General features: G+C 43.6%; 13 protein-coding genes and 2 pseudogenes. 4 read left to right on the top strand and 11 right to left on the bottom strand.

From position 1 onward, the window contains the following. Positions 1-47: 47 nt before the first annotated feature. Complete coding sequence (locus M5J74_RS23900; protein WP_015156496.1) at positions 48-272, top strand: DUF1344 domain-containing protein; 225 nt, start codon at positions 48-50, stop codon at positions 270-272. Between the two features lie 59 nt (positions 273-331). Here the strand turns inward: M5J74_RS23900 and M5J74_RS23895 are convergent, their stop codons facing one another. Continuing rightward, positions 332-643: a hypothetical protein gene (locus M5J74_RS23895; RefSeq protein WP_015156495.1), complete on the bottom strand. Its 312-nt coding sequence runs from the start codon at positions 641-643 to the stop codon at positions 332-334. A gap of 363 nt (positions 644-1006) precedes the next feature. Here M5J74_RS23895 and M5J74_RS23890 point away from each other — a divergent pair, with 363 nt between their 5' ends. Both M5J74_RS23890 and M5J74_RS23885 read left to right on the top strand, forming a co-directional pair. Continuing rightward, positions 1007-2803 (top strand): PAS domain S-box protein, encoded by a 1797-nt coding sequence (locus tag M5J74_RS23890; RefSeq protein ID WP_250013556.1) that lies wholly within the window; start codon positions 1007-1009, stop codon positions 2801-2803. A 17-nt stretch (positions 2804-2820) separates the two neighbouring features. Beyond that, positions 2821-4374 carry a hybrid sensor histidine kinase/response regulator gene (locus M5J74_RS23885; RefSeq protein ID WP_015156493.1) on the top strand — a complete coding sequence of 518 codons (1554 nt, stop codon included), beginning with the start codon at positions 2821-2823 and terminating at the stop codon, positions 4372-4374. A gap of 55 nt (positions 4375-4429) precedes the next feature. On the opposite strand, the gene M5J74_RS23880 is transcribed toward M5J74_RS23885, so the two are convergent. The 7 genes and pseudogenes from M5J74_RS23880 to M5J74_RS23850 all read right to left on the bottom strand — a co-directional run bounded on the left by M5J74_RS23880 (position 4430) and on the right by M5J74_RS23850 (position 9424). Next, the gene (locus M5J74_RS23880; protein ID WP_250013554.1) at positions 4430-5947 is read right to left on the bottom strand and encodes an aminotransferase class I/II-fold pyridoxal phosphate-dependent enzyme; all 1518 of its coding nucleotides are present in this window, start codon (positions 5945-5947) and stop codon (positions 4430-4432) included. Between the two features lie 193 nt (positions 5948-6140). Then, entirely contained in the window at positions 6141-6434 is a 294-nt protein-coding gene (locus tag M5J74_RS23875; RefSeq protein WP_015156491.1) for an NIL domain-containing protein, read from the bottom strand. A gap of 264 nt (positions 6435-6698) precedes the next feature. Further along, positions 6699-7142 carry a 2'-5' RNA ligase family protein gene (locus M5J74_RS23870; protein WP_250013552.1) on the bottom strand — a complete coding sequence of 148 codons (444 nt, stop codon included), beginning with the start codon at positions 7140-7142 and terminating at the stop codon, positions 6699-6701. Then, on the bottom strand, positions 7126-8637 hold the full coding sequence (locus tag M5J74_RS23865; protein WP_250013550.1) for an IS66 family transposase: 1512 nt from the start codon (positions 8635-8637) through the stop codon (positions 7126-7128). The genes M5J74_RS23870 and M5J74_RS23865 overlap by 17 nt, the downstream gene beginning before the upstream one ends. Positions 8638-8672: 35 nt before the next feature. Then, positions 8673-8828 carry a hypothetical protein gene (locus M5J74_RS23860; RefSeq protein ID WP_250013525.1) on the bottom strand — a complete coding sequence of 52 codons (156 nt, stop codon included), beginning with the start codon at positions 8826-8828 and terminating at the stop codon, positions 8673-8675. A gap of 20 nt (positions 8829-8848) precedes the next feature. Continuing rightward, on the bottom strand, positions 8849-9130 hold the full coding sequence (locus tag M5J74_RS23855; RefSeq protein WP_250013524.1) for a hypothetical protein: 282 nt from the start codon (positions 9128-9130) through the stop codon (positions 8849-8851). Continuing rightward, positions 9103-9424 (bottom strand): annotated as a pseudogene (locus M5J74_RS23850) (carbon dioxide-concentrating mechanism protein CcmK). Before M5J74_RS23850 ends, M5J74_RS23855 begins: the two are co-directional and overlap by 28 nt. A 211-nt stretch (positions 9425-9635) precedes the next feature. On the opposite strand from M5J74_RS23850, the gene M5J74_RS23845 reads away from it, so the two are divergent. Beyond that, a complete protein-coding gene (locus tag M5J74_RS23845; protein WP_250013520.1) occupies positions 9636-12878 on the top strand; it encodes a tetratricopeptide repeat protein in 3243 nt (1080 codons plus the stop codon). A 78-nt stretch (positions 12879-12956) separates the two neighbouring features. Here the strand turns inward: M5J74_RS23845 and M5J74_RS23840 are convergent, their stop codons facing one another. The 3 genes and pseudogenes from M5J74_RS23840 to M5J74_RS23830 form a co-directional block, all read right to left on the bottom strand. Further along, on the bottom strand, positions 12957-13145 hold the full coding sequence (locus tag M5J74_RS23840) for a CPXCG motif-containing cysteine-rich protein (protein WP_015156486.1): 189 nt from the start codon (positions 13143-13145) through the stop codon (positions 12957-12959). Between the two features lie 22 nt (positions 13146-13167). Beyond that, a pseudogene (locus M5J74_RS23835) lies at positions 13168-13311 on the bottom strand (VapC toxin family PIN domain ribonuclease); the annotation flags it as partial. Between the two features lie 101 nt (positions 13312-13412). Continuing rightward, entirely contained in the window at positions 13413-15680 is a 2268-nt protein-coding gene (locus M5J74_RS23830) for an FdhF/YdeP family oxidoreductase (protein ID WP_250013516.1), read from the bottom strand. Positions 15681-15722 lie beyond the last annotated feature (42 nt).

Raw genomic sequence — 15722 nt, 5'->3', positions numbered from 1 at the left:
CAAGCGCCCCTAGTATAAGAGTAGTAATACGACATGGATCGAATAAGATGAGTATTAACATTACAGGGACGATCGAGCGGCGCGATATTGGTACTGGGGCTTGGGCTTTGGTTGCAGATGACGGCACGACATATGAGATTCCTAGAGGGACTGCCAAGGAATTGCTGAAGGACGGACAAAAAGTGAAAGTTGCTGGAGAGGTAAAAGAAGATGTGATGAGCCTAGCGATGATCGGTCCAGTCTTAGAAGTAAAATCGTTTGAAATTGTCTGAAAGAGAATTCTGGTAGAGTGCGTTAAATAACGCACCCTATGAATTTTTGCTTTCCTGCATTAGTTAGCAGACACGACTTCTTGCAAGCGCGTTCTAAACTCCCCTTTGGGATGACCCCCTTTCACTTCGCCCACAATTTTGAAGTCGCCTTCTGGCGTATCGCAAATAATATAAGTGGGCCATCCCATTTCGGCTTTATCTGGATATTGAGTTAATAAAATCTTGCGATACTTGCGATAAGTTGTCGTATCTTGCATTTTGACATCGATAAATTCTAAGCCTAATTCTTCACTAACTTTGCGATCGTAGAAAGACATTTTATGGCAAATTCCACAGTCTTCAGACGAAAATTTAATCACTGCTAATGCCATGACTTGCAACCTCCGATAGTTGAATAGTTAAAAAGTTTCTCAAATCGAATCGATCGGACTTAAACTATATCAAGTTTACTAGCAATCGACATTTATAGAATTGCGATCGCCTTTGACATAAAAGCGACTGCATAAAAACTACAGATGCGATCGCAACATAGCTTTTAAATTCAGTACAATTACTGAGTTACGTTTATCACAAGAGCAAGCGCTCGTGCAAGCGGGGAAGCACGGGGACGCAGATGAAGGTTTGCTGTTATTACTAAGCGACTTCAGAGAATTTACGGACAAAATCAAGTCGAGAAACAGATATGCTTATTATCTGGAGCCGATCTAATGATTTTATGGAAAAACTTCTGAGCAGTGGTTAAGCGTAAATCTCTATTTTGGCGTTACGGTGTAGCAGTGTTGACAGTGGCGATCGCCTTAGTTGTCACGCTCTTTCTCGCTACCCTAATCCATAAAGAAAGCCCATTTATGCTGTTTTTCATTGCGATTTTGGTCAGTGCCTGGTGTGGTGGAATGGGAGCGGGATTAGCAGCAACAGCACTCGCAGCAATCTTATGCAACTATTTTTTCCTCCCTCCTCAATACGTGCTATCCATCGCGAGTTGGGAGCAAGGCTTGCGCCTAACGATTTTCGTTCTCGAAGCCATCTGTATCTGTACTGCTATTGCTATCCTTAACTCTGCTAGAGTGCGAGCGCAACAGAGCCAAGTCGCAGCGTTACATTGCCAAGCAACTTTACTCCAAAGTGAAGAACGTTTCCGTCTGCTAATTGAGGGAGTGAAAGATTACGCAATTTTCATGCTCGATGCTGATGGAATAGTTGCCAGTTGGAATGCAGGAGCGGCTAGAATTACAGGCTATAAAGCTAGAGAAGCGATCGGGCAACACTACTCTCGATTTTACACCTATACCGACATAGAAAGCGGTATTCCCCAACAGGAATTACAAACAGCGATCGCGCAAGAGCGTCTGGAAACGGAAGGCTGGCGGATACGACGAGATGGCTCTAGGTTTTGGGCGAATGTCGTCACGACAGCTCTCAAAGATAGTAGCGGAGAAATTCAAGGTTTTTCTCAAGTCGTGCGCGATGTTAGCGATCGCCAACGTAGTGAAGAGTTGCTCCGCCAGAGTCAAGAGAGGTTGCATTTGATTTTAGAAGCATCGCAGATAGGAATTTGGGACTGGAATTTGCATACGCACGAACTTAAGTGGTCTTTGCAACAAGAGGCTTTATTCGATCTCGCACCTGGGACATTTGCAGGTACTTACGAAGCTGTTCTCGATCGGATTTATCCAGAAGATCGTGCTTCGTTCAGCGAAGCTATTACCCGCGCGCTGGAAAGAACGGGAGAATTTGAGCAAGAATTTCGCATTCTTAGTGCTGATGGTAATATTCGTTGGTTGGCGGGACAAGGTAAAGTTTTTTATGATGATGCCGATCGAGCGATCTGGATGACTGGAATTAATCGCAACATTTCCGAGCAGAAGCAAGCAGCAGCACGCATTCAAGCTGTAGAACGAGAAAAAGATTTTTTGTTGAAAGAAGTTCACCACCGCGTTAAAAATAATCTACAAATGATTTCTAGTTTGCTTAGTTTACAAACAAACTATGTCAGCGATCGCCAAACGCTAGAAATTCTAAAATCGGGTGAGGCTCGGATCTTTTCTATGGCTCTGGTTCACGATCTCTTGTATCGCTCTCAATCTCAAAATTGCGTTCAAATTAATTTAGCTGATTATATTGAAACACTAGTTAATAATTTATACAGTACATATGACACTGCTAAACTCAATTGCAAGCAAGTTACTTTAAAACTTGCAACAGAACCAATTTGGGTAAGTATAGATATTGCTATTCCCTGCGGCTTGATTATTAACGAACTTACAACAAATGCAATGAAACATGCTTTCAAAAAGAGGCAATTTGGGCAAATTTGTATTGCAGTTCAATTTGAAGAACCTCAAACTCATAATCATGTCATTCTCAAAGTCAGCGATGATGGAATTGGATTACCACTAGAACTTAATTGGCAAAATACTAAATCTTTAGGACTACAAATAGTCAATATATTAACCAACCAGCTAAAAGGAAATATTGAATTAACTAAAAAAGATTTTGGTACGGAATTCATAGTGAGATTTTCGATCTAGACTGAGTTTACAAAAGAATGAATATTCCAGCAAAAATATTGGTGGTTGAGGACGAAGGGATCGTTGCCAAAGATATAGAAAATCGGCTACAGAAGTTTGGTTACCATGTCTGTAAAACTGTCGCAACTGGAGAAGATGCGATCGCACAAATTAGCGAACTCAAACCAGACTTAGTACTCGTGGATATTCGCTTGCAAGGAGATATGGACGGCATAGCGGTAGCTCAAATTTTACATCATCATTTCGAGCTTCCTGTGGTCTATCTAACTGCAAGTTCCGACGAATACATTGTCACTAGAGCGCTGGCAACACACCCCTTTGGTTATATTGTCAAACCTTTTAGAGAGCAAGAACTAAAAACAACAATCGAGATCGCGCTAAATAAATATTTAGTAGAACAAAATCTCAAACAAAACAAATACTGGTTGAGAACTGTATTAAAAAGTATTAATAATGGCGTAATTGCTAGCGATACAGAAGGAAAAATTACTTTGATGAATCCAATTGCAGAAGCTCTGACTGGTTGGAATCGACAAGATGCCTGCGGTAAAGAAGCAACAGAAGTTGTCAAAATTATCCCGACACAAACTATATCAGAACACCCAATTCAACAAGCTTTACAGAAAGGAATAACAGTCGAGATTTCAGAGCGATCGCAACTGATCGATAAAAATGGTTTAGAAATACCCATTGACGACAGCATTGCGCCAATTAAAGACGATCGAGGAAACATTGTAGGCACGATGTTAGTTTTTCAGGATATTAGCGAACGACAGCAGGTCGAAGCTATGCATCAAAAACAAATCGAGCAAGAACAGATGTTGGTGCAAATGGAGAAGATGCACGAACTCAAAGATGATTTTTTAAGCACTGTTTCTCATGAGTTACGTACACCGATTGCCAACATGAAAATGGCAATTCAAATGTTAAAAACTTCTCCTAGTAGTGAAAAAAGACAACGATATTTAGAAATCTTGCAAGCAGAATGCAATCGAGAAGCTGAGTTGATTACCGAACTACTCGATCTGCAAAGATTAGAAACAGCGTCTTATCCCACCCTCGTACAAGAAGCGGTTAACTTACAAGAATGGCTACCTCAAATTATGGAGCCTTTTCTGATTCGCGCCCAAGAAAATCAACAATTACTAGAAATTCGGCTCGATCCTAATCTATCGCAAATCTTGACAGACCGCGCCAGTTTGGAGCGAGCGATCGCCGAACTAGCAAACAATGCCTGTAAGTATACTCCAATGGGAGGCGCGATCGTCGTAAGCGTGCAGCCGCAACTTGCGCCTTGCACCGCTTACCAACTACCAACTACACGCACGATCTTTACCGTCCGCAACCAAGCAGAAATTCCCGCAACAGAATTACCAAAGATTTTTGAAAAATTTTATCGCATTCACAACAGCGATCGCTGGAAACAAGGGGGTACGGGATTAGGATTAACTTTAGTACAAAAATTGGTAGAACACCTTCAAGGAACGCTTCAGGTAGAAAGTCAGGAAGGGTGGACTACATTCACTATGGAATTACCTGATGAGCAGGGAGCAGTTATCAGCGATCGGTGACCAGTTATCAGTTATCAGTGTAGAGATGTTACATGTAACGTCTCTACAAAGTAACTCACTTCTTAACTACTTTTAACTGAGCGAGACTCGGCTCGGTGCATCCGGTAATGTATCCATCACTGGCTTGAATCTGTTGTAGGTATTCCAATGCTTCTGAGGTGATGATTTCTCCTGGCATTAAAATAGGAATCCCTGGAGGATAGGGACAGATAAGTTCTGCACTGATGCGATCGCGTGTCTGATGAAATGGTAGTGTTTCTGTTGGAGCAAAGAAAGCCTCACGCGGTGTGAGAAGAGAATTGGGAATTCGGAATAACGCTTCGCTTCGCCTTCGGCTGACGGAATTCGGAATTTGGAGTTGGTTTTGACTTTTAACTTTCGACTTTTGACTTACTTGTGTAGATCTTTCAGCCAGAACAGCAAAACCTTCTACCAGACGCTCGATATCTGCTACTGTGTTGCCCAAGGAAATAATAAACGTGAGGTTCTGTAAAGATGGTAATTCGGCTGTAACGCCTAATTCTTGATGCAAGATTTCATCCGCCTCAAATCCCGCGATCCCCAAACCGGAGACAGTGACGGTAAGTCTCGTCTCGTCAAGTGCAACAAAGCCTGAGCTTTTTGCTGGCAGCTGTAAAACTGAAAGATTGGGAATTTGACTAATCCGGTTTCTGGCTTCATCCGCTAAACGCAAAGTTTTCGCCATCAGTTCCTCGCCGTATAATGCCATTTGTTGCCGTGCGGCATCTAGGGAGGCTAAAAGTAAATAACTGGGACTGGTAGATTGTAATAATTGTAAGGATTTATTTAGGCGATCGCGATCTATTCTATTGCCGCTAACGTGTAGCATTGAAGCTTGAGTCAATGCCCCTAAAACCTTATGAGTTGACTGTACGCTTAAATCTGCGCCAGCTGCTAAGGCAGGGGTAGGCAATTCGGAATGAAAGGCAAAGTGGGAACCGTGCGCCTCGTCAACTAATAAAGGAATATTATGTTGATGAACTACAGCAGCGATCGCATTTAGATCGCCACATACACCGTAATATGTCGGATATACCATCAACACCGCTTTGGCATCGGGATGTGCGGCTAAGGCTGCGGCTACTGCTTCAGGAGTGATGCTGTGAGCGATATCCAGCACCGGATCGTATGCAGGAGCAATGAAAATAGGGACAGCACCAGAGAGAATTAGACCTGCGATCGCTGAATTATGCACGTTACGCGGCAGAATAATCTTATCTCCTACCCCACAAGTTGCTAAAATTGCTGCCTCTACACCACAAGTTGAACCGTTGACTAAAAACCAGGTTTTTTCCGCTCCAAACGCGACTGCGGCTAATTCTTGCGCTTCCTGAATGATTCCTTGGGGTGCAAATAGGTTATCTAACTCCGGCAATTCTGGTAAGTCAGCACTAAATATGGCTTTACCAAAGTAATTCACTAGCTGCTGGGTGATTCCTTCTCCCCGTTTATGTCCTGGGGTATAGAAAGGAGCATGATTGATTCGAGTTGCACATTGCCAAAGAGCCTCCAGAATTGGAGTTTTGGCTTGAGAGATGATGTCAAATTCCATCAGGCATACACTAGCAGCGTCAAGACGATCGTATAACAATATGCATGTATACCTGCACGCGCGATCGCGATCGCCCCACTAAAATCGTACTTTTATTTGTACGGGCGAGTTTTAGTGAGAGATCTTCGTTAGTTATTCAGGATTCTAGCTAAACCCACCCCTGCGAATTTTTGACTTTTAGCTTTTAACTTGCTTACCAGCCATCTTCTTCTGGCGTAGAGTGTCCCCAAATTTCTAAATCCAAGTCGTTCAAATAGGTAATCGCGTTACCAATCTGAGGTTTTGTCCCATGAAGTTCTAAATCGAACCAACCATCATCGCGTCCATTCGCACTCAGTAAAGCCGCCAAAATGTTTACAGTAATCCCACACTGGGAAGTGAGGCGAGAAATGACTGGTTCGCTATGCAAGCCTTTGGGTATGCGAATCTTGAGCCGAGTTTGAGTTGGTCTATGCGTACCTAATTCCACATCGCTTGGAATCGCCATAAGTTATCTCCCATAAAGGTTAGTTTTTACATCTGAGATCTGAGATCGCAGCTCTACAAGCTATAGCCTTAATCAACGGTTAACTTATCGAAATAGTGTATTTATTAGTTGCGATCGCTATTGTACCGACTGCACAGCAGAAAAGCAATCGGACAAGAAGTAAAGATTTATTACTATTATTTGATTTTTTGCAGATTTGGTAATTTGTCACGGGTAATTTGTCACGCACCACTCACCGCTGTATGGGTGCATGGCTGTGCGTCCCTACTCACAACTCCCTGGTAACTGACAACTGATAACCGATGTAATATTTTCAATATCTGCTTGCGATTGAGCGGTATCTGGAGTCAGCAATACTTGAATTTCATCGAAAAAAACCTCAGTTCTCGGTAGAGAAATGGTTGCAGCTATTGATTGTTTTACATCTGCATCGAGATGTTTGTACATCAAGCTGAGATGGGGATTGAGAGTAAAATCGGCAGGGGACTGGGAATGATTCCGAATTGACTCTGTAATCTGACTTAAGATTATACTGGGATGAAATTGGACGAAAAGAGTTTTCGTAAATTGGTCTGTATATAAGACGCGATCGCACTGTAAACTAAAAGCGTTAATTCCTCGAACTGCCTGCTCTAAAATTTCAGTTAGAGATGCATCATCTGCAAATTCTCCCCAGTAAATTGGTAATTGTTCACGGGGTAGCAGCATCAACAGGTAGCAGGGATGGGGTAGATCGACCCTGCCGAGCAGCACGACACGCCTCGACCAGATAATCTAAAACCGGACGGTTTTGAGCGCGCAAAGTGGTCACAACTGTCAGTATTCTGGAAACAAACAAACTACCCGCCTCACTTTGAGAACCAAAGCTATTTTTGCGCCACAAAACTGCCGGACGCAGTGCCCGTTCTGCCGCATTATTGGTCGGTTCAACACCCTCCGCTGTGACAAACGTCCACAGTGCCGATTCGACTTTCAACAGTTGCTGGCAGGTGCGTACTGTCTTTGCCAACGGGGTTTTTTCATCTTTGGCAATTGCATAGCTTGCCCCTTCAACCAGTAAGGTATGCACGCGTTGCCGAATGGGAGTGACAACCGAGACAAATTCACGGCGACTGAGTGTGCCATCTCGGACTCGATACCAAAGTTCAAACAACAACCGCTGCTGTTCTAATAAGGCATTGCCCAACTCCCCAGAAACTCCAGTTCGTTCAGCAATGCGAGTAAAATCTCGTTTGAGATGTGCCCAGCACAGTTGCCGTCTTTGTAGTTCCAATTTGGTGTAAGCACTAAAGCGGTCACTGCCAATAATGCCTGTGAAGGTGTCTCCCAACAACTGTTGACACACTGCTCCACAGCGACTCAGACAAACCGCAAAATAGCTCACCAATGGTGTCACCATCACCCACAACCAGCCTTTACTACCCTTGGGATTCTTGCCGTCCGTGTTGCCTTGGTCAAAGCTGGTTTCATCTATGTTCACCTGCGCCCACGCCTGCACATACGCGTGTGCCTGCGAGACTGCTGCTGCCACTGATGCGCTACTTTCTTGCCGCAGTTGATTGATACTCCCCACGGATAGCTCAATCCCGAACAACTCCCGCAAGAGTTCCTGCACCATCCGATGCGATTGTCGATACTGCCCACTTAACACGCCCACATGGGCAACAACTCGCTCCCCATACCGACTCCCATTCAGGATCGCCTCATCCCACGCTCGCGTTGCCGTACCACAGCACTCACACGTTAAGGCATGAAATCGATGCTCATGCACAATTGGCATCACCGGAGGAATCTCCACGAGCTGTACCCGATAGGGCTCGGGGTCACTGCCTTGCAATGCCGCACCGCATTCAATGCACCGTTCTGGGTAATAGTCCTCAAGCAGTTGACATTGCTCTACTGGATACAGCTTAGGGTCGTGTCCCTCATGCCCAAATTGTGCCCCTCGCTTCCCTTTGGGCTTTTTCTCTTTTGCCTTGAATCCTTTGCTCACATCCTGCGATGGCGGCTTCGATGAGTTCTGGCTATTCTGCTTCACCTGCTCTCGCAACAGTGCGTTTTCTGCTTTCAGTTCTTCGTATTGTCGCTCTAGTTGCTCGATGCCTCCCAACAATCTCCGCACTAGCCGCTTGACACTTTCCGGCGTCTGCGCCCAGTCCGCTTCGCTGATTTCATCCAGTCGGTTGGGAACGTTTTGACTCATCTTGTCACCTTAGCAGCAACCTGCTGGTTTCTCAATTACAATTTGTCAACCCCTTGAACGGTTACGTAAATTGTAACGTGAGGCGTGAAGGAGAAAGCAGCGTAATTTTCGGCAAGGCGATCGATAGCTTCCTGAAAGAAGATTCTATCGGCGGTGGCGGGAATTAACCAAAATGCTACTTTTTGACCCATAAGTGACTAGTGGCTAGTGGCTAGTGGCTAGTGGCTAAAATTACTTCCTTGTCTCCCTGGTCTCCCTTGTCTCCCTTGTCTTCCTTGTCTCCCTTGTCTCCCTTGTCTCCCTTGTCTTCCTTGTCTTCCTTGTCTCCCTTGTCTCCCTTGTCTCCCTTGTCTCCCTTGTCTCCCTTGTCTCCCTGGTCTCCCTTGTCTCCCTTGTCTCCCTTGTCTTCCTTGTCTCCCTTGTCTTCCTTGTCTCCCTTGTCTCCCTTGTCTTCCTTGTCTTTCTCTACGCCGACAAAGGTGGGGGAAAGCAAATATCGTGCTGAAATTGAGCTACATCTTCAGTGCGGTGAATTTGGTAAGATATACTCTAAATTTTCGTGAGGACGAGCAATAATGTGATGGGAAAGAATCTCGCCGCCATTAACCCGCAACACAGCTGCTAAGCCAGCCGTAATAGCTACATTCACCTCAGAAACAGCGCCTCTGATGATAACTGTAATGCGACCGAGATCCGTGTTTTCGTATGCAACAAGAGTCACCAGCGCCGCTTTACACATCGCATCCCCAGCTTCCACAGCAGCAGGAACGCCCGCAGTCTCAATCATACCGATCGCTAATGTTGCCACTTTATCAGTTGTCGGTTATTAGTAAGCAGTTACCACACACTACATCCTACACTCTTTCCCGACTCCCGACTCCTGTACGGGCGGGTTTAGCAAACATTTTGACTGCTAGAACTAGACATTTCGGGTCAAAACCCGCCCCTACCGACTCCCGACTGTCCAATCGAGAGATACTTAACTAGGAACGATATATTTGGATATAGTTGTCTCTATCAAACAGACAAAGGAAGTACCGATGGAACGCAAGCATTCAGAAGTCTTGACACTGGTATCCCGTAGTGGAAAGGTTCTCTCTACTTTCCTGCTGTCTGTAGGTATTGCAAGTGCTGGAGTTGCTAGCGCTAATAAGCCCATTCTTGCCCAAACAGCTACCCAAACTAACATTAGCCAAGAAAGACAGGTAGCGCAGTTACAGCCAAATAGCCAACAACAAAGTCCAGTCCAACAGCAAGTTCAAGCCGAAGCAAATCGCATATTTAGCCAGACGTTAACGATATTTAACATTCTGCTTGCCGTCCTAGTACTCATTTTAGCTTTGGCGATCGCGACTCTGTTTTTGCTACGGCGATCCGTGGTGCGCGAGGTAGCCGATTTAGTTGCAGCACGTATTAAAGAGGTGGGAGAGTTAGAAAGTAAGCTGAATACTGCTAACCAAGAAGTGAAAAAGCTGTTGCGTGCAGCTCAAGGTATCGCTGAGGATATGGATAATGAGGCAGATACTTTACACCAAGAAATTAATGCTAAAAGAAATAATCTCTCTCAGTTAATCTCTGAAGTCTACCAAACTAAAAATCAAGTTTTATCAGATCTAGCAACTCAAGTTAATACTTCTAAACAAGCATTAGAAAATTTAGAAAATCAGTTCTCTACACAACTGACAGATTTACATTTAGGAGCGCAGAAGCACAGAGATTTAATATTACGTAATTTAGAACAATTAGGGGCTGATTTTTCACCTCAACTGATGGAATTGCAAGCCGACGTACAAGCACAAAAAGATGCGATCGTGCAGAATTTGAAGCGATCGGAGCAAGACTTTATCCAACAATTAAATGATATCCAAGGGACGACTCAAAAGCAACGAGAAGCTATTTTGGGGAACTTAGAACAATTAGCAGTTGCTTTTACTCACCAACTCTCAGAATTTCAAATTGATGTGCAAGGACAAAAAGATGTTGCATTACAACAATTTGAACAGACGAAAACAAATTTTGATACTCAGGTTTTAGCATTACAAGCAGATGCACAAGCACAAAAATCTCTAACGTTGCAAGAATTCGAGCAAGCGAAATCGGAGTTTGATGGTGAGTTATCAGTAATACAAGCAGAAATAGAAAAGCGTAAGGATACTGTTTTACAACAATTCGTACAAACAAAAACAGATTTCGTCACTCAAGTTAATGCCTTCAACGCCGATATTATCGAGCAAAAAGATAGCTCTCTACAAAACTTTAGACAAGTAGAAGGTACATTTATTACTCAATTGTTTGAACTGGAAAAGCAGGCAGCAAATCAGAAAGATTTAACAATCCGCAATTTAGAAAGACTGAGTGCGGATTTTGCGCCTCAACTAGCTGCGTTGCAAGCAGAGGTACAGGGACAAAAAGACGGTATTTTGAGGAAATTACAACAGTCAGAAACAGCATTTGTAGCGCGGCTCAATGAGTTACAACAGCAGTCACAAACTCAAAGAAATTTACTAGTAGAAAACTTAGAAAGATTGAGTCTGGAGTTTGCGCCTAAGCTAGCAGAAATGGAAGCAGATGTGCGGGAACAGAAAGATACAATTTTGCAAAACCTGAGCAGATCGGAAACAGATGTTGTAAAACAACTATCAGCACTGCGGGGAAATATTCAAAAGCAGCGAGACGTTGTGATTCAAGGCTTGAAACAAGCGGAAGCAGATTACAAGCAACAATTGAATGCGATTCAAACAGAGGCGCAAGCAGAAAGAAACACAATTTTACAAAATCTCAGATCCTTACAATCTGAATTTGCGCCACAACTAGCTGAAATTAAAACTGAAACTGCACGAAAGTTTCAAGAACAAAACGATTTGGCGCTAGAGAGTATAGCAAAGTTGCGCCAAGCGATCGCCGCTCAAATTTCTGCATCTGGGACAAAACTGCAAACGGAAATCGAGCAAGCCATTCAAAACCTCAAAACGCGAGAAGTTGAGTATGAATCTGAGGTGGAAAATACTCAAGCTGGAATTAAATCTCAACAAGATCGGACAATTCAAAGCATAGCAGAACTGGAAACCGAAGCGAGAAATAAACTTTCGGGTATTCAAGCAGAAATTCAAACTCGGAAAGATAAAACGTTGCAAGCGATCGATAAATTAGAAACCACGCTGTCTAGTTTCTTAAAAGATTTGCAATCGGAGGCAACAACCCAGAAAGAGTTAATTTTGCATAATTTAGCAGAAGTTGCTCCCAAAGCGATCGCAGAAGCGGCATTTGCTGAAATGACTGAGAAATTAGAGGAATTGACAGCGCAGATCGAACGCCTGAGATCGAATCAACCGCACTTATTCCTTAACCCAGAAGATTGTGTAAATCAGGGTAATACTTTATTTGCTGAAGGTAGATACGAAGCTGCTGTTGTCGCCTACAATCGGGCTTTAGAATTGAAACCCGATAACCCCGATGTATGGTATCAACTAGGAATAGCACATTGGGAATTACAACAATACGAAAAAGCGATCGCAGCATACGATAAAGTATTGGAAGTTCGTCCTAACAATCCCGAAACTTGGTATCAACGGGGTTTGGCATTGAAAGAATTAAAACGCTATGAAGGTGCATTTGCAGCGTTTAATAAAGTCCTCAAAGTCGAACCAAATGATGAGAAAGCTTGGTTCCAACGCGGGATTGTGTTAGGAAGAGCGAACAAACTGGCTGAAGCGATCGCGGCTTATGACAAAGCAGTAGAAATTAACCCACAATACTATCAAGCTTGGATCGATCGCGGTGTTGCTTTAGGAAAACTACAACGCCATGAAGAAGCGTTTCAATCATTTGACAAAGCCGTACAAATAAAACCCGATAGTGCAGTAGCGTGGTTGAATCGGGGAATGGCATTAGAGGTATTGGAAAGGTATGAAGACGCGATCGCATCTTACGATAAGGCGATCGAATTTAATCCCGACTCATTCAAAGCTTGGAACTCTAGAGGATATCTCCTCGTACAACTAGAACGGGATGCAGAAGCATTAACGAGTTTCGATCGCGCTCTACAAATTAAATCTGATTATTCCAATGCTTATTACAATAAAGCTGCCTGTTATGCTTTGCAAGGACAAGCCGAATCTGCCTTAGAAAACTTGCAGCAAGCAATTAAACTCAATCCCAGCCACCGCGAAGAAGCACAAGCCGATCCCGATTTTGAAGGGTTAATTAACGATCGGCGCTTTCAGCAAGAAATTGGGGGATAAAAGCGAAAAGGAGTTTACTACAGAAAACAAATTCAGCGTCCTGTTAAATCAGTTTTATTAGTTAAAGAATAAATCAGTTTAACTTTCAGGTTCGCTACTAATTTCTATGTCTAAATTATCCTCGTCAATATAAATATAAAGTACGTTAGGCTGACAGCAAACTTGGCAGTCTTCCACATAAGATTGCTGCATTCCCCCGCTAAGATCGACAAACGTAGCATTAGGTTCGCCACAATAAGCGCAGAGATATTCAGATGTATTTTGCATATGCGATCGACCTACTAAAATATTATTCAGAAACTTGTACGAGATTGGCAATCGCATCTCCAAGGCGAGTAAAATGATTTGGATTCAATGCCAGGAGAATGTTTACATGTGCTTTCAAGGCAGCTTGAGCAATCAAAGCATCAAAAATGCCACCAACTGGAACATTTATGGCTATCGAGCCAAGCAAGCGGGATGCTGAGAATGACTGACAAGTAGTGCAGCAACCAAAACAGAAGTATCAAACAAAATTCTCACTAAGCTATAGCGCTAAGCATACACAAAAATCGGTACTCGCTTGAAGGCAGGTATTCCACATTTAGGATCGATCCTTGCCTTAAATATCGCGTTAACTTCGGGATAAAACATGAAAGCCGTCCCTTGACGCACGGAACCAAAAATAATCTCTACATTTTCCATCTTGCCTGCATCACCCTGCACCGTGACGCGCTGATGCTCTTGCAATCCTGCTTTTTCGGCATCAGCTGAATGCATTAATATACAATTTCGATGTGGCATTCCCCGATAGCGATCGCCTTCTTTGTACACTACAGTATTATGTTGTGAATAACTGCGTCCAGTCATCAAAATTAAGCTAAGACTGCGAGTAGATTCACAGATGCCAAAATCTTGCGGCTGAGGTGCGTGCAGTTGGGGTAAAAGCGTAACAAACATCTTGGCTTTACCTGATGGGGTAGCAAATTTAGGTTGTTTAAAGATGCGTCCGCCAATGGTAAATTCTTCTTTAGTTTCGTCAATAGTTGCCATTTGCTCGAAACCAGGGATGGTTTTGGCGATGAGTTGACGCACGTATTTTGTATCTTGAAGTTTGCGCCATTGAATCGGTTCTTCCCCGTGAAGCCGATGGGCTAATTCCGCGATAAATTCGACTTCTGAAATTAAATCTCCGTCTTTAATATGGGTTTTGCCTTCATCATTGAGCCGGACAAAATTATTACCAGATTCAGTCGTTGTTTTGTGTGGATTTTCAAATCTATTAAATACTGGAATGATAATTGTGTTTTTCTTAGCTAAGCCGTGGAAGTGTCCTAAATTTGGTTTTGTTGCGAGGTAGATAATGGTTTCGATGTTACCTAATGCCCGCTTAGCTTGGGTTAAATCTGGGTTAGCAGCATATAAATTACCACCCACACAAATTAACGAATCTACCTCACCCGCATCCGCAGCGTCAATTAAATTACGGGCGCGATAGCCGGGATTGCGGTTGAGCGATCGCCCTAACAATTTTTCTAAAGTTTGTTGAATTTCCGGCTTCAATTTTGCCGTGACACCCATCGAGCCAAACCCTTGCACGTTGGAGTGTCCGCGAATCGGCATCGTGCCAGCACCCTCTTTACCTGCATTTCCTGTGATTAAGGCTGTATTGGCGATCGCATAGACGTTATCTACCCCATTTTCGTGTTGTGTCGCCCCCATTGCCCAAGCAAAGACCACACCTTTTGAAGTCCCGATAATGCGGGCTGCTGCTTCAATTTCTGCTTTGGAAATGCCGCAAGTAGCTACAATAGTTTCCCATTCAGTAGAAATAGCATAATCTACGACAGCTTCCCAATTTTCAGTTCGATCGCGTAGATAATCAATTTGAATGAGATTTTGTTCGATTAATGCTTTTTGAATCCCCACAAATAAAGCAACATCACTACCAGGAATCAACTGAAGATAGAGTGAAGAAATATCCGATCCGGTGAAGAGAGATTTAAGCGGGTATGCAGGTGAGGCGAATTTAACTAACCCAACTTCTACAACTGGATTGACCACAATAACTTTACCACCGCGATCGCGTAATTGAATTAATTCGTTCATCAAACGCGGGTGGTTTGCAGGCGCATTCGAGCCAATTAACACTACACAGTCTGCTTTTTTTAGACTATCTAAACTTACCATTGAAGTACCGGAACCAAACATTTCCTTCAAACCTACAGTAGAAGGAACATGGCACAAATCGGAGCAATCTGCTAAGTGATTCGATCCCAAAGCCCGGATCGTTAATTGCAACAAAAATGCCGCTTCGTTAGACGATCGCCCCGAACTATAGGACGCAACTCGTTCTGGAGGGTGGCGAAAAGCTGTTTCGGCAATTTGATAAATCTCTTCCCAAGAAATACGTTCGTAATGAGACTTTCCTTCACGTAAAATGACAGGAAAGCTAAGACGACCGAGACGATCTGCTTCTAGAGAGGACAACTGCTGGAGTTCGGTAATTGTGTGGCGATCGAAAAAATGCCGTTCTACTGGCGGTTGCAGTTCGGCAGAAATAGCCTCTACACTCTTCATGCAGCGTTGTAGCGGTTCGTCTAGTTCGTTGCGAAACCCGCCTTTTTGTCCGCCCGTTCCCCAAGCACAAGATAGGCAAGAGCTTTTATGTAATAGAGTTTGCCACAGTTTCGGTCCCTCTGGAGACAACGTATGTTCTGCCCAATACTGAATTACAGGTAATCCACCACCCATCTCTGGGGTGTTGTGCTTCTCGCCGTTGTGGTTTGAGTGGGATTGTTCCTGTTTTGTATCTGCGTCCATACGGTTCTCTCCTAGCACGGCTTAAGTGCATCCTCTCCTTCA

The sequence above is a fragment of the Chroococcidiopsis sp. CCNUC1 genome, from assembly GCF_023546805.1.
In the GTDB taxonomy this organism is placed as follows: Bacteria; Cyanobacteriota; Cyanobacteriia; order Cyanobacteriales; family Chroococcidiopsidaceae; genus Chroococcidiopsis; species Chroococcidiopsis thermalis.
The sequence above is the reverse complement of the archived record's forward strand: the minus strand, read 5'-3'. Positions and strand labels throughout refer to the sequence as shown.